This window comes from Pseudogemmobacter sp. TB195 (assembly GCF_058313095.1).
Window position 1 is genome coordinate 508,246 of record NZ_JBZEGG010000001.1, and the last position, 24,536, is coordinate 532,781.

Genomic DNA, 24,536 nt, shown 5'->3' on the forward strand with positions numbered 1-24,536 from the left:
GCTTGCAATTATTCGGGAAATTGGTCGGAGCGAGAGGATTCGAACCTCCGACCCCCTGCTCCCGAAGCAGGTGCGCTACCAGGCTGCGCTACGCTCCGACCATTGAGGCGGGATAGCGCCAGAGCAGGGGTTTTGCAAGGGGCATTCCCGGCTCTTTGCAGGAAATCAACGCGAGGCGGCCGGCCGGCGGTGTTTGGGGGGCATCGAGGAGGAGAGCCGGGGCGGGTCGGCCTGCGGCCTGGTGCTGGCCGGCCCCCCGCCTATTGCAGGACAGAGGTGCTGCAGCTGTAGTCGTCGAGGATAAGATCTGCCTGGGCCACGCTGATCCCCAGGAGATCCAGCAAAGCCTGCACGATGGCATCCACTCCCAGCGAGGCGAGGAGTGAGGAAATGCTGCTGATCAGGCCGCTGAGCACCGAAAGCAGCGCGGAGACCGTCGCATTCACCACCGTAAACAGCGGGCAGGAAAGCAGGGACAGCAACCCTCCCTCGCAGGCCCTGGCATTGACCTGGGCCTGCAGATCATTTCGGGCCGAATCGAGGAAAGTGCTGACATCGGCGACCAGGCGGGAAAGGGTCAGCGGGTTGCGCACCGGCACCGGCTTGCGGAACTGGTCGAGGCGAATCGGCACATCCTTAACCCCGCGCGCCAGCTTGACACGGTTCATATCTGCGGGTGCGACATTGGCACGGGAATCGAGCAGCCCGACCCTGAGTGCCAGCTCGACCGGCGCGGTCTCGGCCCGAAAGACTGCGAGCTGATCCGAGGGCTGGCTCGCCCCGCAATTGAGGCTGAGCGCGACGGCATCTGCTGTCCCCAGGCCCACATTCAGAGCGACCCGCAAGAGTGCGGTATTCCCTGCGTTGATCGTATCTGCGCCAAGCGCCACATCGACCTGCGACACCGAGGCACGTGGCGGCGGGGTGTCTCCGATCCGGCCAATGCCAATCACCGGCGGGCGCACCAGGCCGATCTTCAGCCCGACATTGGCCAGCGGCCCGAGATTGAGCCCGGTGCCAATATCCAGCCGCTGTTTGGGATCGGCGGCAAGACCGAGGAAGGCCATCACCAGATCAAAGGCATTCACCGTTACATCCGGCAGCACATCCCCGATCCTGGCGTTCAACAGGCCGGGCGAGATGTTCATCACCTCGGCGAGGGTCACCGGCTGACCGCCATGCGCCGCCGCTGGCAGGGCGCCCGCCGGCAGACCTCCGGCCTGGACGAGTCCGGTAAAAAGCCGCGGCCCTGTCAGGGGCAAATGCAGCACATCGTTAAAGGTGAAGACCTCGGTTGCAAGACCAAGCGAGACCAGTGACAGGAGATCCTCGACTTTGACCCTGGTATTCGCCAGCCCTTCATAGCTGAGAACCGACACGTTCAGCCCGATCCCAAGGCCTGAGACCACCGGATCGAGGACCGCTTTGCGGGTGTTCACCCCGAGCAGGCGGTTGCGCAGCGTGAAGACCACCACAGCCTGTTGCCCCGCCACGGCCGAGCGCCTGATCACCACATTCTCATCGCGCATGACCGGGCCAAGAAGCAGCGGATGGTAACGCGAGGGCACCTTTACCATCACCGCGCTGGCGCCGGTCGGACTGGCCTGGTTCGGATGTGGCACAAACTGGCCTTCCGCGCTGTAGCTGCCGAGCAGGATATCCGAATTCTGCAATTCGATCTCGCCATAGAGCCTGTTCACCGCCACCACCTTGCGGGCGATGGCGCGCACCTTCACCGGATCGGGCAGGAACCGCGCCGCGCTTTGGGCGGCCAGGTCAGCCTGAGACTGGGTATAGCGTTTCTGCGCATTGAGCCGCACGGCATCTGTTGCCAGGCCACCGATCAGCATCAGGATCGGAAAGATCACCACGAAAAAGATCGTCACGCTGCCGGTGGTATCGGCAAGCCAGCGGCGCAGGGCGCCAATATGTGTAAAACGGATCATATCGGGTGGCATTGTCCGGAAGAGCTGCGGCCATCAGTGCACTGTGGCTCACTGTGGCCGCAGCTCTTCCTTCCACCAAGAAGATTAAGCCTCTGTTTCTATTAAACTCTTACTGACATGCTCACGCCGCTTCAGACCGGCGGACGCGGACCTTGTCTATGGCGCGGCCATTCATCGCGACGATCTCGAATTCCAGCCCGTCGAATTCCAGCTTTTCTCCTTCGACCGGCATATTGCCATGCCGCCAGAGGATATAGCCGGCAAGGGTCGAATAGCGCTCGGTTTCATCCTCGAGATCGGCCTCGAACAGCGCGCTCGCGCGGCGGATATCCATCCAGCCATCGACCAGCCAGGACCCATCCTCGGCGCGTTCCTCGGTCAGGGGCTCTTCATCCTCGTCGGGGAAGTCGCCGGCAATCGCCTCCAGCACATCGGTGGGGGTGACAATCCCTTCGAGAGATCCGAATTCGTCAACGATCACGGCAAGCTGCACCGGGGCCCGGCGCAGCTGCTCCATCAGGCGCAGCACCGAGACGCTTTCATGCAGCACCAGCGGTTCTCGCACCGAACGCTCGACACTGATATGACCATCCGTCAGCAGATCGCGCATCAGATCACGCGCCAGCGCCACGCCTGAAAACTCATCGAGGCTGCCGCGTGCGATCAGGAAACGGGAATGCTTCTGATCGAGGATCTGTTCGCGGATCTTCGCCTCGTCGGAGTCGAGATCGATCCAGTCGATCTCGTTCCTTGGTGTCATCACCGAGGTCGCAGGCCGGTCGGTGAGACCCAGAACACCCTGGATCATCTCTTTCTCTTCCTGCGCGAACAGGGCCTGCTCGGCCGAGCGGTCGGCGATCACATCCGCAGTGCCGCCCAGATCCTCGCCCTTGCGCCCGCCCAGAAGCCGCAACACCGCCTCGGCCGTGCGGTCACGCAGATCGCCCGAGGTGATGTAGCGTTCGCGATTGGCGCGGCCGATCTGGTTCAGCGCCTCGATCCCCACCGAGAAGCCGATGGCGGCATAGAGATAGCCCTTCGGGATGTGGAAGCCGAAACCCTCAACGATCAGCGAGAAGCCGATCATCATCAGGAAGCCAAGGCAGAGGATGACCACGGTCGGGTGTTTTGAGACGAAATTCATCAGTGTCTTCGACATCAGCAGCATGACCGCCATCGCGACCAGCACGGCGATATACATGATGGAAAGATGCTGAACCATGCCGACGGCGGTGATCACCGAATCCAGCGAAAACACCGCATCCAGCACCACGATCTGCAACAGGACCTGCCAGAAGGCGACCTGGACGACAGACCCCTCTTTTTGACCGGAATGCCCCTCCAGCCGCTCATGCAGCTCCATTGTGCCTTTGAACAGCAGGAACAGACCGCCGAAGATCAGGATGAGATCGCGCCCCGAGAAACCGTGTCCGAATATGGTGAACAGGTTAGATTGCAGCGTCACGATCCAGGCGATCGAGGCCAGCAGTACAAAACGCATGATCAAAGCCAGCGACAGGCCGATGATCCGGGCGCGGTCGCGCTGATGCGCGGGCAGCTTGTCGGCGAGGACGGCAATGAAGACGAGGTTGTCGATCCCCAGGACGATCTCAAGAACGATCAGTGTCGCGAGGCCGGCCCAGGCGGCCGGGTCAGACATCCATTCAAATAACACGAGGCTTGGCTCCGAAGTGAGAAAGCCGCGCCGGGATCATCCCGGCGCGGTTGGCGTAATGGTTGGCGTGACTGCCCGCAAAAGGGCAGGGCAGGGGTATCAGGGGTAAGAGGGGCCTTCTTACGAAGGTTTCCCTTCGTCGGGGCGCGGGGGGCTGGGCGTCGAGACTTCGCCCTATACTGCCTGAGCCCTCATCCGAGGCGCCCGGCGCGGCGGCCGGTTCGGCAGAAGAGGTGCCACGGCCTGCGCCTGTGACACCCGTGTTGCAGGTGCCCCGCGATCTGGCGGGGGCGCGGCATGATATGCCGACTGACCTGCGCGTCTGCCGCGCTGTGACGTGACCGAGTTTCACCCGTGTTCCCATAATTGCCGGTCCGGAGCTGCGAGCGGGCGATTATCCCGCCGTCGCGCACGCCCCGGTGCAGCGTAAGTTTTCTTCATGTCGGCGTCAGCCGCAAGCACTTCTGCCAGAATCAGCCAGATTTGCCGGCGGAATGGCGCCAGGGCCATGATCCTGGCGGCGAGCTTCCATGAAAAATGTGAAGGTTTTATAGCCATCGGGCGGTGAAACCGCGCCACCGGCATGGGAGCGCGCAAAGAAAAAGGAGGGCCGGAGCCCTCCTTTCCGGTGTGTTTTGCCGGCTCAATGTGCCGGGCTGGACCCGAATTGCTGCTCCACCTGCCGTTTGTGCAAGGCGTAAGCGGCGTCTGAGCGCGAGATCAGCGTGTAGAACATCGGCACCACGAAGAGGGTGAAGAGCGTCCCGATCAACAGGCCGGTGAAGATCACCAGACCCATCGCCTGCCGCGCCGCGGCCCCCGCGCCTTCCGCGATGATCAGCGGCACCACGGCCAGAGCCATGGCCGCAGTGGTCATCAGGATCGGGCGCAGACGGGTTTTCGCCGCCGCGACAATTGCTGCGCGCCGCGACAGCCCGTGATCCTCGCGCTGCTGGTTGGCGAATTCCACCATCAGGATCCCGTGTTTCGTGATCAGACCTATCAGTGTGATCAGACCCACCTGAGTGTAGATGTTGAGCGTGCTCGCCCCCATATACAGCGGCAAAAGCGCACCGAAAATCGACAGCGGCACCGACATCATGATGATGAAGGGATCGCGGAAGCTTTCGAACTGTGCGGCCAGAACCAGGTAGATCACGATGATTGCCGCCCCGAAGGCCAGCATGATCGTATTGCCTTCGGTCTTTTCCAGCCGCGACTGGCCGGAATAGTCGATGAAGAAGCCATCCGGCAGCACTTCTGCGGCAATCTCTTCAAGCTTTGCCAGTGCGGTGCCGCTGGACACGCCGGGCATCGCCATAGCCGACAGCGTGGCCGAGTTGAGCTGGTTGAACTGCTCGATCGACGAGGCTGCGACGCCCGGGGCAAGGTTGATCACCGCAGACAAAGGCAGCATCGCACCCGAAGAGGACCGCACGAAGAAGTCGTTCAGCCGCTCGGGGTTGTCGCGCCATTCAGACGGGACCTGGGTCACGATATCATAGCTGTTCGAGTCGCGGTCAAACTGCGCCACTGCGCCGCCACCGACCAGGAGGCCCAGCGTGGTGCCGATATCCGAGACCGAAACGCCAAGATTGGCGGCGCGGTCGCGGTCAATCGTCACCCGCACCTGGGGTGCGTCAAACGACATCGAGTTCTGCACGACGATGAAGAGGCCGCTGGCCATCGCCTTCTGGTAGATCTCATCCGCGACTTCGACCACGCGTTCGGGGGCGTGGATCGACTGGATCACCATCGAGATCGGCAGCCCACCGCCTGCGCCGGGCAGCGAGGGCGGGGCGAAGACGAAGCTCTGCATCCCCGGCGCATTGTCGAGAACGCCCTGGATCTGCTGTTTGATCTCTTCCTGGCTGCGGCTGCGATTGGCCCAGTCCTTCAGCGCCCAGATATAGAAACCGGTATTCGGCGTCCCCATGCCCGCGACCGAGAAATAGGTCTCGACCTCTTCGATGTCTTTGGTGCGGTTGGTGATTTCCGTGGCAAAGGCCTGGGTGTAATCCAGCGTCGCATAGCGCGGGGCATTCATCAGCGCGAACAGCGCGCCCTGATCTTCTTCGGGTGCCAGTTCTGACGAGGTGTTCATCAGCATGAAGCCCGTCGCGCCCAGCAACGAGACCACCATCAGAAGGGTCACGGGCCGGTAATCCAGCGACGAAGAGATGCGCCGCTCATACCAGTTCGCAAGCCCGTTCAGCGTCTTGTCGACGATCCTCTGAAAGCGCCCCGGCTCGCCATGGGTCAGCAGACGTGCCGACATCGCGGGGGTGATGGTCAGCGCGATGACCCCCGAAATGATCACCGACCCGGCGAGTGTCAGTGCGAATTCGGTGAACAGCGACCCGGTCAGGCCGCCGGTAAAGGCCAGCGGCGCCAGCACGGCGGCAAGCGTGATCGTCATCGCGATCACCGGGCCGGTGATCTCTTTCATCCCCAGAATTGCGGCTTTGGGTGGCGAGAGACCCTCGTCGATATGACGGTGGATGTTTTCCACCACGACGATGGCATCATCCACCACAAGGCCGATCGCCAGCACCATCGCCAGAAGCGTCAGCAGGTTGATCGAATAGCCAAGCGCCAGCATGATCGCGCAGACCCCGATCAGCGACAGGGGAATGGTGACGATCGGCATCAGCACCGAGCGGAACGACCCGAGGAACAGCAAAATAACCACCACCACGATGGCGACCGCCTCGGCGATGGTCTTGAACACTTCGGAAATCGAGGCGGCGATGGTCTCGGTGCTGTCATAGACCATGGTGATTTCCATGCCCCGGGGCAGCGTGGCCTGCAGCTCTGGCAGCGCCTCGAGCACGTTCGAGGCCACATCGAGCTGGTTCTCGCCCGGTGCCGGAATGATGCCGATGAAGGTGCCGGGCTGGCCCTTGAAGGTCACGATCCCTTCCGGCTCGCCCGAGGCCAGTTCGATCCGCGCGACATCGCGCAGCTTCACAACGCCATTCTCACCCGATACCAGCGGCAGCTCGCCAAAAGCTTCGGCATCCTGCAGCGTCGAGGCAAGTGTCAGCGAATAAACGAAATATTCGTTCTCGGTCTTGCCCGGTGCCGAGAGAAAGTTCGACGAGCGGATCGCCCCCAGCACTTCGGCCGCCGTCACGCCGCGCGACGAGAGTTTCAGCGGATCAAGCCAGACCCGCATGGTGAATTCCTGGCCGCCCAGAATATCCATCTGAGCCACGCCCTGGATATTGGTCACCCTGGGGCTGATCACGCGTTCCAGATATTCATTCAGCTGCTCGGGCGACATATTCGGGTTCTGCGCCGCAAGATACATCAGCGCGAAGGTCTGGCCGGTGCCTTTCAGGATCACCGGATCATCGGCGTCGGAAGGAAGATTGCCGCGGACCTGGTTGACCTTGGACATGACCTCGGTCAGCGCGATATCCGGGTCGGCGCCCAGTTTCATCTGCACTGTGACGGTGGAGACCGACTGCCGCGAGGCGCTGGTGATGTAATCCACATTCTCGGTGGTCGAGACCGCCGAGGCGATGGGCGAAGTGATAAAGCCCTGGATCAGTTCGGCATCGGCACCGGCATAGACGGTGCTGATGGTGATGACCGATTCCTCGACCTCGGGATATTGGCGCACCGGCAGGTTCACCACCGAAGCGAGGCCGATAAACAGGATCAGGGCGCCAAGGACCGTCGAAAGGACCGGGCGTCGGATGAAGATCTCAGAAAAATGCATCCGTTTCCCCTTATTCAGCCTGGGTTTCGGCTTTGGGCATCAGATCGACCGAATTGTCGACCCTGACCCGCGCGCCCGAGGTCAGACGGTTCTGACCCGAGGTCACGATCAGGTCTCCCGCCTTGATCCCTTCGGTGACCTCGATCCGGCCGCCGGCGCGGCGACCAAGCTTCACGAAGACCTGCTCGACTTTCTGTTCTTCTGCCGTCTCGCCGCCCTGGATCACATAGATCGTATCGCCATAAAGCGAAGAGCTGACCGCCGTTTGCGGCACCGCGATCACGCCTTCCTCTTTCGGAAGCGTGATGCGTACGCGCAGGAACTGTCCCGGAACCAGCCCGCCCGAGAGGTTTTCGACCTCGGCCCGGACCGAAACCATGCGGGTATTCGGGTCAACGCGCGGCTCGATGCCGGTGATGGTGCCAGTGGCGGAAAAATCGCCGACCTCTGAAGTGACAGTCACCGCACCGCCCATCTTCAGAACGGCAAGCTGTTGTTCAGGAACCGAGAAATCGACCCGCATCCGGCTGAGATCCTGCAGCGTCGCATAGATTTCGCCGGCCGAGACATACTGCCCGACCTCGACCCGCGGGATGCCGATCACCCCGGCAAAGGGCGCTTTCAGGGTTTTGCGGTCAAGCGCAGTCTGCGCAATCGCCACCTGCGCCGCAGCGCTTTCGACCTGGGCCTCGGCGCTTTCCAGCGTGGTCGCGGCACCGACACCGCGATCCGACAGGGTGCGGGCGCGGCTTTCCTCGGCGCGGGCGACCTTGAGCGCCGCCTCGGCAGATCCGAGCTGCGCCTTCTCGCTGTCATCGTCGATCAGGATCATCATCTGACCTTCGGTGACCTTGTCATTGGCGGCAAATTGCACCGCGCGGATCAGACCACCGCTCTCAATTGCCAGATCGACCCCCTGGCGCGACAGCGAAGTGCCGATGGCGTCGATGCCCGGCTCCCATGTCACCGGCTGCACCGGTTCGGCATTGACCGCGACCGGCGGCGGCACCATCCCCCCGAGGAACTGCGCAATCATCTCGTCACGAAAGAACTTGAACCAGACGATTCCGCCGACGACTATTCCCAAAAGAATGACTGCAATTATGAGCCGCTTGATCATCGGTTACTCCTGCTGGCGCGGTTCTGTCGGATGCCGGCACTATTCCGGTCTTGAACCGTGTTTAACTGAACTTTCCGGTCCGAGTGGTCAATCTGACATAGCTGTATCGGACCGACCGCTTTCCCGGGTCTTCGGCGGCAATGCTTATTTGTTCTTGTGAGGATCACAAGAGCGGCAATGCGCGGCCGGGCCTTGATTTCATATTTTCTCTCATGTTAGCCCTTAGGAGTTCTCAGGGCGGGGTGAGATTCCCCACCGGCGGTTATAGCCCGCGAGCGCTTCTCCCGGTGGGAGAGGGTCAGCAGATCCGGTGAAATTCCGGGGCCGACGGTATAGTCCGGATGAAAGAGAACCTGTCTGATGGGAAACCCGGCTTCGCCGGTCTGTCAGGCGGGCAATGCTCTGGGGCCGAAGACGTTAACTCAACGGATAGGTTCCGAAATGACTGATAACTCCTCCTCCAAATCTCCGCGCATCGCGTTCATCCGTGCCCGTTGGCATTCTGAAATCGTCGATCAGGCGCTGAAAGGCTTTACCGAGCGCGCGGAGAAAGTGCTGCCCGGCACCGGGATCGACGTCTTTGACGTGCCCGGCGCGCTCGAGGCGCCGCTGGTGGCGAAAAAGCTCGCGAAAACCGGCAAATATGAAGGAATCGTCGTTGCGGCCCTGGTTGTCGATGGCGGCATCTACCGCCATGACTTCGTCGCCGGTGCGGTGGTGGACGGCCTGGTGCAAGTCGGGCTTGAGACCGAAGTGCCGGTCTATTCCGTCTCGCTGACGCCGCATAACTTCCAGCCGGTCGAAGTGCTGGAAGGCTTTTACCACGCGCATTTCGTCAAGAAAGGCGCCGAGGCCGCAGAAGCCGTCAAGGCGATGCGCGACCTCGAGGCCAAAATCAACGGCTGATCATTTCAGCCGCAGGCGGTTGCGGGATTTAAGATCCTCCCGCGCCCGCTCAGCTTCCATGGCCCGCCGCGCCTCATCCCAGTTGAGCGCGGCGGCAGCCACGCCCGCCGCCTGTTCAAGACTGGCATCGGTCAGCACACCGGTCACCGACAGCGCCGTGCGGCGTTTGACCAGGTCATCCAGATGCACGACCTGTTCGTTGCGGATGATCCAGCCCAGTTCCTGCAGGGAATAATCCGGCGCATCCGAAAGCGTGATCGGGCGCGGCCCTTCGGCCTTTGCCACCGCGCGCGCCGTTGTGCCATATCGCGCGAAAAGCGCCTTCACCCTGCCCTGGCCGGCACCGGTCTCGCTTGCGACCTGCGCCACCCAGGCCGGTTGATCCGCCGGATAGTCGCGCCCGCCACCAATGGCGAGATCCTGCGTTGACACTTTCCGCGGCTGCCCGAGCCGTTTCAGCACCACATCGGCCACTTCTTCCGAAAAGCCCCGGAAAGTGGTCCATTTGCCGCCCACCAGCGAAATCACCGGCCAGGTCCGCGCGCCTTCGGCTTCGATCACCGGCGCCGAATGGTCGCGGCTGATCAACCCGGGATTTGCCGCATCCGAGGCCGGCAGTGGCCGGATCCCGGCATAGGCATAGACGATCTGATCCTTCGAGAAACTCAGCCCAGGCAGCAGCGAGGCAATCGCCTGCATGAAATAGTCGATCTCGTCCTCTTCGCAGCGCACATCATCCGGATCCGCCGCGCGGATATCGGTCGACCCCACCAGCGCCCGGCCAAGATAGTCGAAGACAAGGCAGATCCGCCCGTCATCGGCCTCGAAATAGATCATCCGGCCCTTCAGCGCGGCAATCACTCCGGGGTGATCCAGCAGGATATGCGAGCCCTTGGTGCCGCCGATCAGTTTTGTGGTCAGCCCCAGCTGCGCATTGACCCGGTCAATCCAGGGGCCGCCTGCGTTCAATACGATCCTCGGGCGGAAGGCGCGCGCGGTGCCGTCCGCTGCGGTCAGGCGGATTACATCACCTTCGACCACAAGACCGGTCGTGTAGTTCAGCACCTCGGCATTCGGATTGGCGCGTTTGCCATCCATCAGCAGTTCCAGCACCAGGCGTTCCGGCATCCGCACGGTCGCGTCATAATAGGTGCCTGCCGCGACGATCTTCGGCGTCAGCGGCGGGATTTCTCTCAGCGCGCGCGTTTTCGACCAGAGGCTGTGCTTCGGCATCACCCGGCGTTTTGCACCGTAAAAATCATAGAGGCTGAGGCCGATTTTCATCAGCACCGCCCCCCGTGACCGGGGCGCGGTCGTCGACCCGAACAGCGTCCGTATCGCCGCCGGAATGCCTTTGAACCATGAAAAGATCGGGATCACCGTATGCAGCGGATGCACCGCATGTGGCGCGTTTCTGAGCAGCAGGTTGCGCTCCAGCGTCGATTGCGCAACCAGGCCGAATTCACCCGTCTCAAGGTATTTGATCCCGCCATGGATCAGCCGCGACGGCGCCGCCGAGGTGCCCGAGCTGAAATCACCCTTATCCGCGATCACCACGCTCACGCCCTGTTCCGCGAGGTCGCGGAAGGTGCCGGCGCCATTGACCCCGGCACCGAGGATCAGCACGTCAATATCTTGTATGTCAGTCATTCTCATCCACCAGGATCAGGGGAACACCCGCCGCACGTAAATCGCGTTCCGTGTCGGGGGCAAGGCCGCGATCCACATAGACCGCGTCGAATTCGGTGAGATCGGCAAAGCGGTGCAGCGCCAGTTTGCCGAATTTGGTATGGTCCAGCAGCAGGACGCGCCGCGCCGCCGCTTTCAGCATCGCCTGTTTGACCCGCACCGCCCGCGCGTCCTGGATCAGGGCGACCGCCCCTGAAACGCCCGAGGCCGAACAGATCACGAGATTTGCCCGCAGCCCGGCCAGCGCGGTCTCGCACAGATGGCCGATAAAGGCGTTATAGGTCGGGTGATAATCGCCGCCCAAAGCGATCAGCTGCGGCCCCTCGGGGGCAGAAAGGCGCTGCATCATGCCAAGGCTGTTGGTGATCACCGTCAGCGGGTCGATCTGGCCCAGATGGGGCCCAAGCGCGGCGACCGTGGTGCTGTCGTCAAGGATCACCGCCTGGCCCGGCTGGATTTCCGCCAGCGCGGCGCGGGCCAGCGCGGCTTTCGCGCCGGCGGCATGGGTCTCGCGCCAGGCGATCAGGCTTTCATAGACGCCCGAAGGCTGGGCCGAGACCGCGCCATGCAGCTTGCGCAAAACCCCCTGCCGCGCGAGATCCTCGATATGGCGGTGGATCGTCATGCGCGAGACGCCGAAAGCCTGGACCAGATCGTCGATCCGGACCTCGCCTTTCTCGATCACCAGCGCGGCGATTTCGTCGCGGCGACCCGGTTTTCCTGCCGCGCTGCTCATGCCAGCGCTTCCAGCTGCGGCCAGAGCGGCGCGAGCGAGGCCGCCAGATCGCAATGCAGCCGGTAGCGCGCGTCCATCTCAGCGCGGCGAACCGGGTCGGGCGCCCAGGTCTTGCCAAGCGCGGCGAGGTCACGCGGATCGGCGGTCGGGCTGTCAAAAAGCCCCACGCCCGAGCCCGCGCAAAGCGCTGCCGCCCAGGCAGCGGGTTCCTCGGTTGCCGTCACCGTGACCGGCAGGCCCAGAACATCCGCGAAGACCTGTGCGAAAAGCGGATTGCGCGAAATTCCCCCGGTCAGCAGCGCGGTTTGCGGCTGAAACCCATCGCGCAAGGCATCGACATGGATCCGGTGGTTGAAAGCGATCCCCTCGATCACCGCGCGCAGCATATCGCCGCGGTCATGCCAGCCGCGCAGGCCGAGAAAACTCGCCGAAGCCCCCGCCCCATGCGGCGAGCCAAAGAGATAGGGGTGGAACATCAGGGTCGAGGGGCGCGTGATAGCGGCTTCAATCTCGGGCGTGATCAGCGCATGAAAGCTCACGCCTGCTGCCTCGGCCTTTGCCCGGTCATCGCCGCAGAGCGTATCAAGGAACCAGTCGTAATTCGCCGCCGAGGCCGGCGAGATCGACATATTATTCCATTCGCCTTTCCGCAGCCCGTTGCGGCAGAACCAGCGCGCATCGGTTCTGGCCGTGTTCGAGACGGTTTCATTGATCGAATAGGTGCCGGCGACAATCGCCACGCGCCCCGCACCATGCCCGCCAATCCCAAGCGCCGAGGCGGTCACATCATGCAGCCCCGCCACAACCGGCGTGCCTTCGCGCAGGCCCGTCAGCTGTGCTGCGGCAGCGGTAACCTGGCCCACGATCTGATCGGGCAGCGAGACCGGCGGCAGCGCATGTGACAATGCCTCCAGCCCGAAAAGTCTCAGGATTTCGGGGTCATAATCCTGGCTGTGAACATTGGTGAAACAGGTGCTTGCCTCGGTCAGATCGGTGCCGATCACGCCCGAAAGGCAATAGCGCAGCCAGTCCTTGCAGGCGAGGATATGACCGATCTTCGCGAACCGTTCCGGCTCATGCGCCCGGATCCAGGCCAGAAGCGCAGTTGGCGCCGAGGCATGCGGCATCTGGCCCGACAGATCCAGCGCGCGGGCCGAGATGCCATTCGCCTCCCATTCCGCCACCTGATCCGCCGCGCGGCTGTCGAGCGAAAGGACCCCGGGCCCGAGCGCCGCGCCGTCGCGATCGAGCAGGTACAGCCCGTCCCCATGCGCCGTTGCTGCCACTGCCGCGATATCACTGGCCCGGCCCGAAAGCGCCAGCGCCTCGGAAATCGCCTCGGCCGTCGCGGCCCAGAGCCGGTTCATATCGCGTTCGACATGGCGGGGGCGGGGCATAAGCTGCGGCAGGCGGCGGCGCGCCACGGCAAGCGGGCGGCCCATCGCGTCGAACACGACCGCTTTGGTCACTGTCAGTCCATTGTCGATGCCAAGAAGGCAGGGACCTTGATCAGCCATGAAACAGACCTCCCGACCGCGCGACATGGGCGGTTCCACAGAAGGCACCATTTCATGATGTTAATATAACATCAAGTGATGTTACATTTCCGGATCATCCCCTGCGAGCGGCGCGAGTTTCAACCGCACCCCTTCGCGCAGGAGATGGCTGGCAAGCGTCGGGTCCAGTCCGTCATCCACAATCACCAGGTCGAAGTCCCGCAAACCCGCCATGGAATGCAGCGCCCGGCGGGTGAATTTGGAATGATCGGCCAGCAGGATGCGGCGATCGGCGCAATCGAGCATGGCGCGCTTGATCTCGGTCATCTCGGGGCTTTGGTGAAAGGCCTGGCCATCGGTGATCGCGGCGGTGGACATGAAGGCGAGATCGGCGCGGAGCGCGCGGATGCTGGTCGCGGTCACCGGCCCGAGAAAGGCATTGCACCAGTTGTGCAACTGCCCGCCCAGGCCGAGCAGGGTGATATGCGGCGTAGAGCGCAGCGCATTCATCAGCGTCAGTGAATTGGTGATCGCGGTCAGCGGCACGCGGGTGGTCAGATGCGGCACCATTTCGAACACGGTGGTGCTGTCATCGAAAAACGCGGCCTGACCCGGCTCCAGCTCTGCTGCGGCCATGGCGGCGATGGCGCGTTTCTCGGCGCCCTGACGGGAAGTGCGCCACAGATCCGAGGCCTCGATCAGGCTGGTTGGTGCAGCAGAAACCACACCACGCATCTTGCGCAAAAGCCCGCGACCGGCGAGGTCATCGAGATCGCGATGCGCCGTCATCAGGCTGATCCCGAAACGCGAGGTCAGATCCTCGATCCGCATCGAGCCCTCGGCGATCACCGTCTCTGCAATCAGCTGGCGCCGCGCGATCTGGCGGGCATGGCGGCTGTCAGACGGAATCGCATCGCTGCCCAGAAGATCGGGGCGCGGATCCTGAATCGGATCTGACAAGTATTTATGCTCGGACATTTGGGCCTCCCGCCAGCCGGTTACTGCATTTCACCCGAAAGGCAAACGACGGCGATGTTCAGCGGAGGGAAAGCCGGGCCGGAACAATCCGGCACCGGCAAAAGGCAGAAGCGGCGGGCCGGAGGGCCGGCCCGCACCAGGTCTTACTCAGACAGAACGAAGGGAGCGGTGTATTTGTCGACATTGTCTGCGGTGATCAGCAGGCAGTCAAAGAGCTGCTTTTCCGATGCCGCGCCGGTTTCGCCGGTTTTGATGAACTTGTCGGCCTGCACCACAGCTTCGCGCGAGAAGATCGCGACCGGCTGGAGAACGGTGTATTGCAGCTCACCGGCCTTAATTGCCTCGACCGCGTCGGGCGAGCCGTCGAAGCCACCAACCTTGACCTGAGCCAGCTTGCCGGCCTCTTTCAGCGCGGCAATCGCGCCCAGAGCCATTTCGTCATTGCCGGCGATCAGGCCGATGACATCCGGGTTCGCCTGCAAAAGCGACTGGGTCTTCTGGTAGCCCTGGGTGCGGTCCCAGTTCGCCACTTCCTGACCGGCTTTCACCAGATCCGGATATTGGGTGATGACGGTTTCATAGCCGTTCGAACGGGTCGCGGCATTGTTGTCTGCCGGGTTGCCGAACAGTTCAACGAACTTGCCCGCATCGCCAACGGCCTCGACCCATTGCTGGGCACCCAGAGCTGCGCCCTGAGCGTTGTTCGAGACGAGCTGACCCTTGGCCAGGCCTTCCTGGTTGATCTCGGCATTCACGAGGAAAACCGGGATGCCCGCATCAACAGCCTTCTGCACTGCGCCAATCGAGCCATCGGCATTGGCCGGATCGAGGATGATCGCGACCGACTTATTGGTGATCGCGGTATCGACGAGGGTGCTCTCGGTATTGGTGTCGCCTTTATGCGAGGAGACATTGGCGGTGTAGCCAAGCTCTTCTGCGGTCGCTTTGGCGACTTCGCCCTCGGTGAACCAATAGGGGTTCGCCGGGTCATTGACGATGATGGTGATCAGGCCTTCGGCCGATGCGGCGAAAGCCATCATCGGCAGAGCGGCGGCAGCACCCATCAGCGCGCGGCGGGTCAGTTTAAGCATGTGTAATCCTCCCAGGGGTTGCATGCAGTCTTGCGGTCTTTGCCAATGGCGCGCGGGGTATGGCCCAGGCGCCCCGGCGAAGGGGTGTGGCTCAGGCTTTCCTCCCGCCTTTGCCGGTCTGGATCGAGTTCATCAGCACGGCGAGCACGATCACGCCGCCGGTGAAAACGGTCTGCCAGTAGGACGAGACGCCGGTGATCACGAGGCCCGCCGACAGGAAGCCGATCACGAAAGCGCCGAGCATGGTGCCAAGCACGGTGCCGCGCCCGCCGGTCAGGGCGGCGCCCCCGATCACCACCGCGGCAATCGCGGTCAGCTCGTAAGTCGTGCCTGCGGTCGGGCCAGCCGAGGTCAGCTGCGACGACAGGACCAGACCCGCCACCGCCGAAAGCATCCCCGACAGCGTATAGACGGTGACCTTGACGAATTTCACCGGTACGCCCGACAGCTCTGCCGCGCGCTCATTGCCGCCCGAGGCATAAAGCCAGCGGCCAAAGGCCGTGCGGCTGAGGACAAGCCAGGCGACGATTGCGCAGAAGGCCAGCACCAGAACCGAGATTGGCACGCCTGCAATCCGCTCGGATCCCAGCCATTTGAAGCCGGTATTGCCCAGATCGGGCGAGCCTGCGAGGCGGTTATAGGTCAGGCCATTGGTCATCAGGAGCGCAACGCCGCGCGCCACATACATCACGCCAAGCGTGGCGACAAAGGCGGGAACCTTCAGATAGGCGACCAGCACGCCATTGACCGCACCGACCAGCGCGCCCACGACCAGGGTGATCACCACAACCGCCCAGACCGGCGGATAAAGGATCACGCCGAGCGCGTCGATCTCGACGCCCTGCATCAGCGCGCCGCCGATCACGCCGCACAGCGCGAGGATCGAGCCGACCGACAGATCGATGCCGCCGTTCAGGATCACCAGCAGCATGCCGATGGCCAGCAGTCCGAAAATCGCGACTTGGCTGGCCATGATCAGGAAGTTCGAAGTCGTGAAGTAATTCGGTGAGAGATATGAAAAGACCGCGACAATCACGATCAGAGCGAAGAAAGCCCGGCCTTCAAGCAGAAGCTTCAGCAGGCTGAAACCTTCGCTCCTGGTGGCGGGGGCGGGTTTGGTGGTGTCGGACATTGTTCTGTTTTCCCCGAACTTCGCTCTTAAGCCGCGTGCTGTTCGCCAGAGGCGGCCATGATCATTTCTTTGGTGGCGTCTGCGCCGAATTCAGCCGTGATACGGCCCTTGTGCATGACGATGATGCGATGCGCGATCGACAGGCACTCGCTGACTTCCGATGTGGTATAGACCACGGCGAGGCCCCGTTTCGCGCCATCGGCGAGCAGGCGGAACACCTCGGCCTTGGCGCCGATATCGATCCCGCGCGACGGCTCGTCCAGCAAGATCACCTGCGGATTGGTCGCCATCATCTTGCCGATGACCACCTTTTGCTGGTTGCCGCCCGAAAGCGAGCCAATCGCCGCATCCGGGCCAGAGGTCTTGACGGTCACGCGCTTGATCGAATCCGCGATCAGTGCCTTTTCCGCCCTGCGCGAGGTGAAGAGCCCGCGGGTAAAGGCGGTGATCGAGGCGAGGGACAGGTTCTGCCCCACCGACATCGTCTGCACCAGCCCGTCGCGCTGCCGGTCTTCCGGCACCAGCGCAAGCCCGCGCGCGATCCGCTGCGCGATGGAAAGATGCGAGATCTCTTCGCCTTTCAGCTCGATCCGGCCCGAGGCCGCGTGCAGCCGCCCTGCCAGGGTCTCCATCAGCTCTGACCGCCCGGCGCCCATCAGCCCATAGATACAGACGACTTCGCCGGCCTTCACCTCAAGCGAGAGGTTGTCGACCACGTTATAGGCATTGCCGCCCGGATCGGGGACGACCATGTTTTTCACCGAAAGGGCGGTCTGGCCGAACTCATACCCGTCCGGCGGCGCGCCGAGATTGTAATTCTCGCCCACCATATTGCGCACGATCCAGTTCAGATCGATGTCAGCGCGCGGCGCCCAGGCGGTCATCGCGCCATCGCGCAAAACCACAGCGTGATCGGTGATCAGCAGCGCCTCTTCCAGGTGGTGCGAGATATAGACGATCGACACGCCCTTAGTGGTCAGGTCATTGATGACCTTGAACAAAACCTCGACCTCGGTCGCGGAAAGCGCCGAAGTCGGCTCGTCCATGATCAGGATGCGGCTGTCGACGGAAAGCGCACGGGCGATTTCCACGATCTGTTGCTGACCAAGGCGCAGATCCTCGACCGGGGTCAGCGGATCGATATCCTGCTCCAGATCCTGCATCAGCTTGCGGGCCTGGCGCTCTTCCTCGGCGAAATCGACGCCCATCGGGCCTTTGATCTCGCGGCCCATGAAGATGTTATCGCGCACGGAAAGATTGGGTGCGAGGCTCAGCTCCTGGTGGATGATCGAGATGCCCAGATCGCGGGCATGGGTTGAATTCTGGAAATGGACCGGCTGCCCATCCTGGATGATCTCGCCCGAGGTGGGCTGGATGACCCCGGAAAGGATCTTCATCAACGTTGATTTGCCGGCACCGTTTTCGCCGAAAAGCGTGGTGACCTGGCCGCGATGGATGTCGAAATTCACGCCTTTCAGCGCATGAACCGCGCCGTAAGACTTCGCCACATTGCGCGCGGCGAGCACCACTTCGGCAGTGTCGAATTTGGCTGTATCCGTGCTCATCACTGCACCGTCAGGCTGACGGGGGTGATGCGCCACATTTTGGCATTGATCAGGGTGAAGGCACCGGTGACCTCCAGCGTCTTGCCGGTCAGGTTCGCGGTGTCGATCCCGTCCAGAACGGCGGTCTTCATCGCGCGGTTGATTGCCGAACCGGCATCCTGATATTCGATCTGGTTCTTGAAGGCGCCGAATTCGATATCGCCGGGCGCGTCACGCAGGTCGGTGCCATTGATCGCCGGCCCGGTCTGAAGCCGGACGCTGATCCCTTCCGGCATCCCGTCAATCGCCATTTCATAGACGCCCGATTTCGCCTCGCCCGCAACGCCGGTGAATTTCACCATCATCACGGTGCCGGTGGTCGCCGGGGTGCCATATTCCTTCGCGGCCGCCGCCTTGTCGGCCTGGACGGCCTGGGCGAGCGTTACCACATCCACCGCTTTCGCGATCACGGCGTCTTTGATGCGGGGAAACTCGGCCTGGCCATAAGTGTCGGGCGAGAAAGCCTGCTGGCGGGTATCAGAGTCGGATCCGACCCGTACCACCTTAGTGTCGAGCGCGATTGCCGCGATCACGGCCAGAACAATCGCGCCGGCGATCCAGATCCTGCGACGGCTTTCGCTGCGCGGCGCGGCTGCGGTTTCCAGGCTTTGGCTCATGATTTGGTTCCCGGGAAAGTGATGTCTGAGAGAAGCGGCAGGCGCGGCATCAGGGGTCCAGTGCCAAAGCGGGCATGGCCGCCGGCGGCGAAGGCCAGAACGTCCGTTTGCATACCTTTAACTCCTCACCTTGCGACGGTCCCGGGTGTCACGCTCCTCAACGCGCTGGCTTTGGGCCAGGGGACTTTCGCCTTCGTTTGCAGCCTTTGTGATATTATAGTGATATTTAATCCGTCAAGTAAGATATGAAATGAGGCGGATGCAGGCTTTGAAATTTCCGGGAAGGCCGGGCGCTCCCGCTGATTCCGTCTGGTAGGGTCGTGGATATTGGCCCTCGCGGCGAACATGCTGCTGTTGCAGCCGGGCGTGCTGCGGGAGCAGCGGAATTTAATCTTAATTTATTGATTTAATGTGATTTGATGGCGGGAACTGGTACAGATCCACCTCTGGCGTCGCCATGACAATCCGGCGCCGGTTATCAGCCTTCCGGGGATGGCAGGCGGGGAAAGCCCTGGCCGGATGCTGGCTCCTTTCCCCAAGAATATCTGAAATAAATTACTTTGTCCGTAAAAAAATTCATTCACTATGGTATGATTGTGGGATATACCTCGCGCGGGTCTGCATGACAGAATGAGGGCCTGGATTTTTCAGCCGAAACGGGGGGAGGTCGCGGATGCGGCCGGATCGGCGGGAGGGATGGATTGCATATCGGCTTTCATATCGGGTCACAGAGAGGTCTTGTCCCCGCATCCCTGCGGCACCGCACTGGCGTGACCGCCGCGAGGGATGTTGTGGCGGCTGGGGGAGGGTCCGGACATGGCCGGCACTGAGATTCTGATCGGAATTGACGCGGGCACTTCGGTGATCAAGGCGGTGGCCTTTGATCTTGCGGGGCGGCAACTGGCCTCGGCTGCGGTGCCGAATCGCTACGCGACTGCCGCTGACGGATCGGCGACGCAGCCCCTGGGTCAGACCTGGGATGATTGCGCACGCGCCTTGCGTGAGCTGGGCGAGCTGGTCGAAGGGCTGGCGGGTCGCACCGCCGCGCTGGCGGTGACGGGGCAGGGCGACGGCACCTGGCTTGCCGGGGCAGGGAACCGCCCGGTCGGCGATGCCTGGCTCTGGCTGGATGCCCGCGCGGCGCCGACGGTCGAAAGGCTCGCCCATTGTGCTGAAAACCGCGCACGGTTCGAGGCCACCGGCACCGGGCTCAACACCTGCCAGATGGGCAGCCAGATCGCTCATATGCAAAGCTTCCGGCCTGAATTGCTGGAGGCGGCTGAGGTCGCGCTGCATTGCAAGGACTGGCTTTACCTCAACCTCACTGGCGTTCGGGCGACCGACCCATCGGAGGCGAGTTTCACCTTCGGGAATTACCGCAACCGTCAATATGATGACACGGTGATCGCAGCCCTCGGGCTTGAGGCGCAGCGCCATCTGCTGCCGCCGATCGTCGAGGGCACCGAAGTCACGCATCCGCTGAGTCCTGCGGCTGCGGCTGCGACCGGGCTCAGGGCCGGAACGCCGGTCAGCCTCGGCTATGTCGATATGGTGATGACCGCGCTTGGCGCCGGGGTCTATGGCGGCGGCGGCGAGGATGTCGCCTGTTCGACCGTGGGATCGACCGGGGTGCATATGCGGGCGGTCAGATGGCAGGATGTGCATCTGAATGCCGAGGGCACCGGCTATGTGATCTGCCTGCCGGTCCCCGGCGTGGTGACCCAGGTGCAGACCAATATGGCGGCCACGCTGAATGTCGACTGGGCGCTTGGCCTCGCGGGCGATGCGCTCAAGGCCTTTGGTCATGATGTCAGCCATAAAGAGCTGGTCGCGCGCATCGACGCCTGGCTTTCCGAAAGCCAGCCCGGCCAGATCGTCTACCACCCCTATATTTCTGAGGCCGGCGAGCGCGGGCCTTTCGTCAATGCTCAGGCCCGTGCGGGCTTTACCGGGTTTTCGCAATATCACGGCTTCCCCGATCTCTTGCGCGCAGTGACCGAGGGCCTCGGGCACGCCATGCGCGATTGCTACGCGGCGATGGGAAAACTGCCCGGAGAGTTGCGGCTGACCGGGGGCGCGGCGCGGTCGGGCGCTTTGCGTAAGATCTTTTCGGCTTCGGTTGATGCGCCTGTCCGGGTATCGGCCCGCGATGAGGCCGGGGCTGCAGGGGCCGCTATGATGGCCGCCGTTGCCATCGGCGCCTATAAATCCATGGATGATTGCGTCAATGAATGGGTGATCCCGCTTCTGGGCGCGCCCGAAGCCCCGGATGCGGGCCTTGTTGACGCCTATCACCGCATCTTTCCCGCCTATCAATCGGCGCGGCAGGTTCTGGTTCCGGTCTGGGATCAGCTGTCCCGCGCCCGCCGCCCGTCAGGAGAATGACATGACCGATATGATCGACCTCTTTGTGATCGGAGGCGGCATCAACGGTGCCGGTATGGCGCGCGATGCAGCCGGGCGCGGGCTTTCCGTGGTGATGGCGGAGAAAGACGACCTGGCGCAGGGGACATCCTCGCGCTCGGGCAAGCTGGTGCATGGCGGGCTGCGCTATCTGGAATATTACGAATTCCGCCTGGTGCGCGAGGCGCTGATCGAGCGCGAGGTTCTGCTGAACGCAGCACCCCATATCATCTGGCCGATGCGCTTCGTGCTGCCGCATTCGCCGGCGGACCGGCCCGCCTGGCTCGTGCGCCTTGGGCTGTTCCTTTATGATCATCTGGGGGGCCGCAAGAAACTCCCCGGCACGCGGACGCTGAACCTGCATCGTGACCCGGAAGGGGCGGCGATCCTCGATCAGTACAAAAAGGGCTTTGAATATTCCGATTGCTGGGTCGATGACGCCAGGCTGGTGGCGCTGAACGCGCTTGGCGCGGCGGAGAAGGGGGCGACGATCCTGACCCGCTCGCCGGTGACTTCTGCTGTGCGCGAGAATGGGGGCTGGACGGTGACCGTTCGCAATCACAAGGGTGAGGAGCAGACCTACCGCGCCAAATGTATCGTGAACTGTGCGGGTCCCTGGGTCTCGGACGTGATCCAGAATGTCGCCCATACCAAATCGACGCGCGGCGTGCGGCTGGTCAAGGGCAGCCATATCATCGTACCGAAATGGTGGGCCGGGCAGAATGCTTATCTGGTGCAGAACCACGACAAGCGCGTGATCTTCATCAACCCCTATGAGGGGAATATGGCGCTGATCGGCACCACCGATATCCCCTGGGAAGACCGCGCCGAAGACGTCGAGATCAACGAGAGTGAGATCGACTATCTGCTGAAATGCGTGAACCGCTATTTCAAGGAAAAGCTGCGGCGTGAGGATGTGGTCCATGCCTATTCCGGCGTGCGGCCATTGTTTGACGATGGCAAAGGCAACCCTTCGGCTGTCACCCGTGACTATGTGTTTGACCTCGACGAGACCGGCGGCACGCCGATGCTGAATGTCTTTGGTGGCAAGATCACCACCTTCCGCGAGCTGGCCGAGCGCGGGATGCATAAGCTGAAACATATCTTCCCGCAGATGGGGCCGGACTGGACCGCGACAGCGAAACTCCCCGGTGGCGAGATGCCGAACGCGGATTATGAGAGCTTTATTGAGACCCAGCGGGAGGCCTTCCCCTGGATGCCGCGCGCGCTCATCCTTTACTATGCCCGCCGCTATGGCAGCCGGATGAAGGATCTGATCGCGGGCGCGACCTCGGTCGACGGTCTTGGCCGGCATTTCGGCGGCGATCTTTATGAGGCCGAGGTGAAATACCTGGTTGCGAAAGAATGGGCGATGGAGGCGGAAGACATTCTCTGGCGCCGCACCAAACATAAGCTGCACCTGACCGAAGATCAGATTGCGGAATTCACCACCTGGTTTGACGGCTGGAAAGCGGGGGCGCGCGCATGAAACTGACGCTTTCGCTGAACACCAACCCGCTGGTGAACCGTTTCGCGGAACCCTCGGACCTGATCGAGACCGTGGCGCGCGATCTGAAGATCCGCGACCTGCAGCTGACGCATGAATTCATCAACCCGTCCTGGCCCGCCCCGGTGATCCGCCGTCTGACGCGCGAAATGCAGGCGGCCCAGGCCCGCACCGGGGTGCGGGTGACCTCCGGCATGACCGGGCCCTACGGGCGGCTGAACCATTTTGGCCACCCGGACCGGGATGTGCGCCGCTACTATACCGACTGGTTCAAGACCTTTGCCGATATCACCGCCGATCTGGGCGGGGTCTCGGTGGGCACCCAGTTCGCGATCTTCACCTATAAGGATTTCGACGATCAGGCCCGGCGCGAAGAGCTGACGCAAATCGCCATCGACCACTGGGCCGAAGTGGCGGAACATGCGAAAGCGGCCGGCCTGAAATATGTCTACTGGGAGCCGATGTCGGTGGGCCGCGAATTCGGCGAGACGATCCGCGAGGCCATCGCGCTGCAAGACCGGCTGACGGCGGCGAATATGGCAGTACCGATGTGGATGATGGCCGATATCGACCATGGCGATGTCACCAGCCCGAACCCCGATGACACCGACCCCTATGCCTGGGCGCGGGCGGTCCCGAAGCTTTCGCCGATCATCCATATCAAGCAGTCGATGATGGACAAATCCGGCCACAAGCCTTTCACCGCCGATTTCAACGCCAAAGGCCGCATTCAGCCCGAGCTGCTGCTCGCCGCCTTCCGCGAAGGCGGTGCGGTGGATAACGAGATCTGCCTTGAGCTGAGCTTCAAAGAGCGGGAGCCGAATGACCGCCAGGTGATTGCGCAGATCGCGGAAAGCGTTGCCTTCTGGGCGCCGCATATCGACACCGGTGTGCAGGACCTGCATATCTGACGCCGCGTTAACCCAGGGCAACAGCCTTAACCCCAGGACGACAATGGCACCGCGCCGCGACATTGACCCCGAAGAAAGCCTCGCGATCCGCGCGGCCTGGCTGCATTACGCAGGCGGGCTGACCCAGGCCGCGGTGGCGAAACGGCTGGGGCTTGCATCCGTCAAGACCCATCGGCTGATCGCCCGGGCGGTGCTTGAGGGCGCGGTCAAGGTCACGATTGACGGCGACATCGTCGAATGTGTGGAATTCGAAGACCGGCTGTCGCGCCGTTACGGGCTGGATTACTGCGAAGTGGCGCCGGATCTGGGCGAAGAGGGGATGCCTCTGCGCGCCCTCGGCATGGCGGGCGCCGGGTTTTTGCGGCGCGAGATCGAACGGGGCGAGACGCCGGTGATCGGTCTGGGCCATGGCCGCACCATGCAGGCGACCGTGCGCCAATTGCCCAGGATCAATGCGGCTGGCGTCAGCTTTGTCTCGCTTTTGGGCGGGTTGACGCGGAACTACGCCGCCAATCCGCATGATGTGATGCACAGCCTGGCGGAAAAAACCGGCGCAATGGCCTTTGTGCTGCCGGTGCCGTTCTTTGCCCGCTCGGTCACGGATCGTGAGGTTCTGCTGTCGCAGCCCGGCGTGCGCGAGATCTTTGATCTTTCCGCCGGGGCCGGGCTGAAGCTCGTGGGGATTGGCACGGCGGATGCCGGGGCGGGGCTGGTGGCCTCGGGCATGATCGAGCCGCGCGAGATCGAAGAGATCACCGCCACCGGCGGCGCGGGCGAGATGCTTGGCCATTTCTTTGACGCGCTCGGGCGCGAGGTGGAAACCGGCCTGACCGCCCGCACGCTTTCGGTCGGGTTCCGGCCCGGGGGGGACCGCATCGTCGCCATCGCGGGCGGTGCCGACAAACACCACGCCATCCGGGCCGTGCTGGCCAGCGGCCGGCTGAGCGGGCTGATCACAGATGAGCCAACAGCGCGCGCGCTGCTGGACTGAAGAGGAA

At 62.8% G+C, this 24,536-nt stretch carries 17 protein-coding genes, 1 tRNA gene and 1 riboswitch; of the genes, 5 read left to right on the forward strand and 13 right to left on the reverse strand.

The features are described from left to right. Positions 1-21: 21 nt before the first annotated feature. The 5 genes from AC4FS3_RS02400 to AC4FS3_RS02420 form a co-directional block, all read right to left on the reverse strand. Positions 22-98 (reverse strand) — tRNA-Pro (locus AC4FS3_RS02400). 162 nt (positions 99-260) lie between these two features. Then, complete coding sequence (locus AC4FS3_RS02405) at positions 261-1,946, reverse strand: pilus assembly protein TadG-related protein (protein ID WP_491019204.1); 1,686 nt, start codon at positions 1,944-1,946, stop codon at positions 261-263. A 121-nt stretch (positions 1,947-2,067) separates the two neighbouring features. Next, positions 2,068-3,621, reverse strand: a complete 1,554-nt coding sequence (locus AC4FS3_RS02410) for a TerC family protein (protein WP_491019205.1) — start codon at positions 3,619-3,621, stop codon at positions 2,068-2,070. 643 nt (positions 3,622-4,264) lie between these two features. Next, complete coding sequence (locus AC4FS3_RS02415) at positions 4,265-7,348, reverse strand: efflux RND transporter permease subunit (RefSeq protein WP_491019206.1); 3,084 nt, start codon at positions 7,346-7,348, stop codon at positions 4,265-4,267. Positions 7,349-7,358: 10 nt separating this feature from the next. Continuing rightward, positions 7,359-8,468, reverse strand: a complete 1,110-nt coding sequence (locus AC4FS3_RS02420) for an efflux RND transporter periplasmic adaptor subunit (protein WP_092900126.1) — start codon at positions 8,466-8,468, stop codon at positions 7,359-7,361. Positions 8,469-8,692: 224 nt separating this feature from the next. Further along, positions 8,693-8,825, forward strand: a riboswitch (FMN riboswitch). A gap of 84 nt (positions 8,826-8,909) precedes the next feature. On the opposite strand from AC4FS3_RS02420, the gene AC4FS3_RS02425 reads away from it, so the two are divergent. Then, positions 8,910-9,374 (forward strand): 6,7-dimethyl-8-ribityllumazine synthase, encoded by a 465-nt coding sequence (locus tag AC4FS3_RS02425; RefSeq protein ID WP_092900124.1) that lies wholly within the window; start codon positions 8,910-8,912, stop codon positions 9,372-9,374. Here the strand turns inward: AC4FS3_RS02425 and AC4FS3_RS02430 are convergent, their stop codons facing one another. From AC4FS3_RS02430 to AC4FS3_RS02465, 8 genes are all read right to left on the reverse strand, one after another. Then, a complete protein-coding gene (locus AC4FS3_RS02430) occupies positions 9,375-11,024 on the reverse strand; it encodes a glycerol-3-phosphate dehydrogenase/oxidase (RefSeq protein ID WP_491019207.1) in 1,650 nt (549 codons plus the stop codon). Continuing rightward, positions 11,017-11,799 (reverse strand): DeoR/GlpR family DNA-binding transcription regulator, encoded by a 783-nt coding sequence (locus tag AC4FS3_RS02435; RefSeq protein WP_283176473.1) that lies wholly within the window; start codon positions 11,797-11,799, stop codon positions 11,017-11,019. Before AC4FS3_RS02435 ends, AC4FS3_RS02430 begins: the two co-directional genes overlap by 8 nt. Further along, on the reverse strand, positions 11,796-13,316 hold the full coding sequence (locus tag AC4FS3_RS02440; protein ID WP_491019208.1) for an FGGY-family carbohydrate kinase: 1,521 nt from the start codon (positions 13,314-13,316) through the stop codon (positions 11,796-11,798). Before AC4FS3_RS02440 ends, AC4FS3_RS02435 begins: the two co-directional genes overlap by 4 nt. 81 nt (positions 13,317-13,397) lie before the next feature. Beyond that, positions 13,398-14,273: a DeoR/GlpR family DNA-binding transcription regulator gene (locus AC4FS3_RS02445; protein ID WP_491019209.1), complete on the reverse strand. Its 876-nt coding sequence runs from the start codon at positions 14,271-14,273 to the stop codon at positions 13,398-13,400. A 143-nt stretch (positions 14,274-14,416) separates the two neighbouring features. Next, a complete protein-coding gene (locus AC4FS3_RS02450) occupies positions 14,417-15,364 on the reverse strand; it encodes a D-ribose ABC transporter substrate-binding protein (RefSeq protein WP_092900116.1) in 948 nt (315 codons plus the stop codon). 91 nt (positions 15,365-15,455) lie between these two features. Further along, positions 15,456-16,496 (reverse strand): ABC transporter permease, encoded by a 1,041-nt coding sequence (locus AC4FS3_RS02455; protein WP_283176471.1) that lies wholly within the window; start codon positions 16,494-16,496, stop codon positions 15,456-15,458. A 26-nt stretch (positions 16,497-16,522) separates the two neighbouring features. Continuing rightward, a complete protein-coding gene (locus AC4FS3_RS02460; protein ID WP_491019210.1) occupies positions 16,523-18,061 on the reverse strand; it encodes a sugar ABC transporter ATP-binding protein in 1,539 nt (512 codons plus the stop codon). Next, positions 18,061-18,717, reverse strand: coding sequence for a DUF2291 family protein (locus AC4FS3_RS02465; RefSeq protein ID WP_491019211.1), 657 nt, complete (start codon positions 18,715-18,717; stop codon positions 18,061-18,063). The genes AC4FS3_RS02460 and AC4FS3_RS02465 overlap by 1 nt, the downstream gene beginning before the upstream one ends. Before the next feature lie 816 nt (positions 18,718-19,533). Here AC4FS3_RS02465 and AC4FS3_RS02470 point away from each other — a divergent pair. From AC4FS3_RS02470 to AC4FS3_RS02485, 4 genes are read left to right on the forward strand one after another with little or no spacing between them, the layout of a single operon-like run. Next, the gene (locus tag AC4FS3_RS02470) at positions 19,534-21,102 is read left to right on the forward strand and encodes an FGGY-family carbohydrate kinase (protein ID WP_491019212.1); all 1,569 of its coding nucleotides are present in this window, start codon (positions 19,534-19,536) and stop codon (positions 21,100-21,102) included. A gap of 1 nt (position 21,103) precedes the next feature. Then, entirely contained in the window at positions 21,104-22,609 is a 1,506-nt protein-coding gene (locus AC4FS3_RS02475) for a glycerol-3-phosphate dehydrogenase (protein ID WP_491019213.1), read from the forward strand. Next, positions 22,606-23,538: a sugar phosphate isomerase/epimerase family protein gene (locus AC4FS3_RS02480; protein ID WP_491019214.1), complete on the forward strand. Its 933-nt coding sequence runs from the start codon at positions 22,606-22,608 to the stop codon at positions 23,536-23,538. Before AC4FS3_RS02475 ends, AC4FS3_RS02480 begins: the two co-directional genes overlap by 4 nt. A 43-nt stretch (positions 23,539-23,581) precedes the next feature. After that, positions 23,582-24,529 carry a sugar-binding transcriptional regulator gene (locus AC4FS3_RS02485; protein WP_491019215.1) on the forward strand — a complete coding sequence of 316 codons (948 nt, stop codon included), beginning with the start codon at positions 23,582-23,584 and terminating at the stop codon, positions 24,527-24,529. Positions 24,530-24,536: the final 7 nt, after the last annotated feature.

Bases quoted from the DNA above. Each gene is read 5' to 3' on its own strand.
- AC4FS3_RS02485 (WP_491019215.1), top strand. From the start codon at position 23,582: ATGGCACCGCGCCGCGACATTGACCCCGAAGAAAGCCTCGCGATCCGC.
- AC4FS3_RS02420 (WP_092900126.1), bottom strand. From the start codon at position 8,468: ATGATCAAGCGGCTCATAATTGCAGTCATTCTTTTGGGAATAGTCGTC.
- AC4FS3_RS02425 (WP_092900124.1), top strand. From the start codon at position 8,910: ATGACTGATAACTCCTCCTCCAAATCTCCGCGCATCGCGTTCATCCGT.
- AC4FS3_RS02445 (WP_491019209.1), bottom strand. From the start codon at position 14,273: ATGTCCGAGCATAAATACTTGTCAGATCCGATTCAGGATCCGCGCCCC.
- AC4FS3_RS02440 (WP_491019208.1), bottom strand. From the start codon at position 13,316: ATGGCTGATCAAGGTCCCTGCCTTCTTGGCATCGACAATGGACTGACA.
- AC4FS3_RS02415 (WP_491019206.1), bottom strand. From the start codon at position 7,348: ATGCATTTTTCTGAGATCTTCATCCGACGCCCGGTCCTTTCGACGGTC.
- AC4FS3_RS02430 (WP_491019207.1), bottom strand. From the start codon at position 11,024: ATGACTGACATACAAGATATTGACGTGCTGATCCTCGGTGCCGGGGTC.
- AC4FS3_RS02405 (WP_491019204.1), bottom strand. From the start codon at position 1,946: ATGATCCGTTTTACACATATTGGCGCCCTGCGCCGCTGGCTTGCCGAT.
- AC4FS3_RS02450 (WP_092900116.1), bottom strand. From the start codon at position 15,364: ATGCTTAAACTGACCCGCCGCGCGCTGATGGGTGCTGCCGCCGCTCTG.
- AC4FS3_RS02460 (WP_491019210.1), bottom strand. From the start codon at position 18,061: ATGAGCACGGATACAGCCAAATTCGACACTGCCGAAGTGGTGCTCGCC.
- AC4FS3_RS02465 (WP_491019211.1), bottom strand. From the start codon at position 18,717: ATGAGCCAAAGCCTGGAAACCGCAGCCGCGCCGCGCAGCGAAAGCCGT.
- AC4FS3_RS02435 (WP_283176473.1), bottom strand. From the start codon at position 11,799: ATGAGCAGCGCGGCAGGAAAACCGGGTCGCCGCGACGAAATCGCCGCG.
- AC4FS3_RS02455 (WP_283176471.1), bottom strand. From the start codon at position 16,496: ATGTCCGACACCACCAAACCCGCCCCCGCCACCAGGAGCGAAGGTTTC.
- AC4FS3_RS02470 (WP_491019212.1), top strand. From the start codon at position 19,534: ATGGCCGGCACTGAGATTCTGATCGGAATTGACGCGGGCACTTCGGTG.
- AC4FS3_RS02475 (WP_491019213.1), top strand. From the start codon at position 21,104: ATGACCGATATGATCGACCTCTTTGTGATCGGAGGCGGCATCAACGGT.
- AC4FS3_RS02480 (WP_491019214.1), top strand. From the start codon at position 22,606: ATGAAACTGACGCTTTCGCTGAACACCAACCCGCTGGTGAACCGTTTC.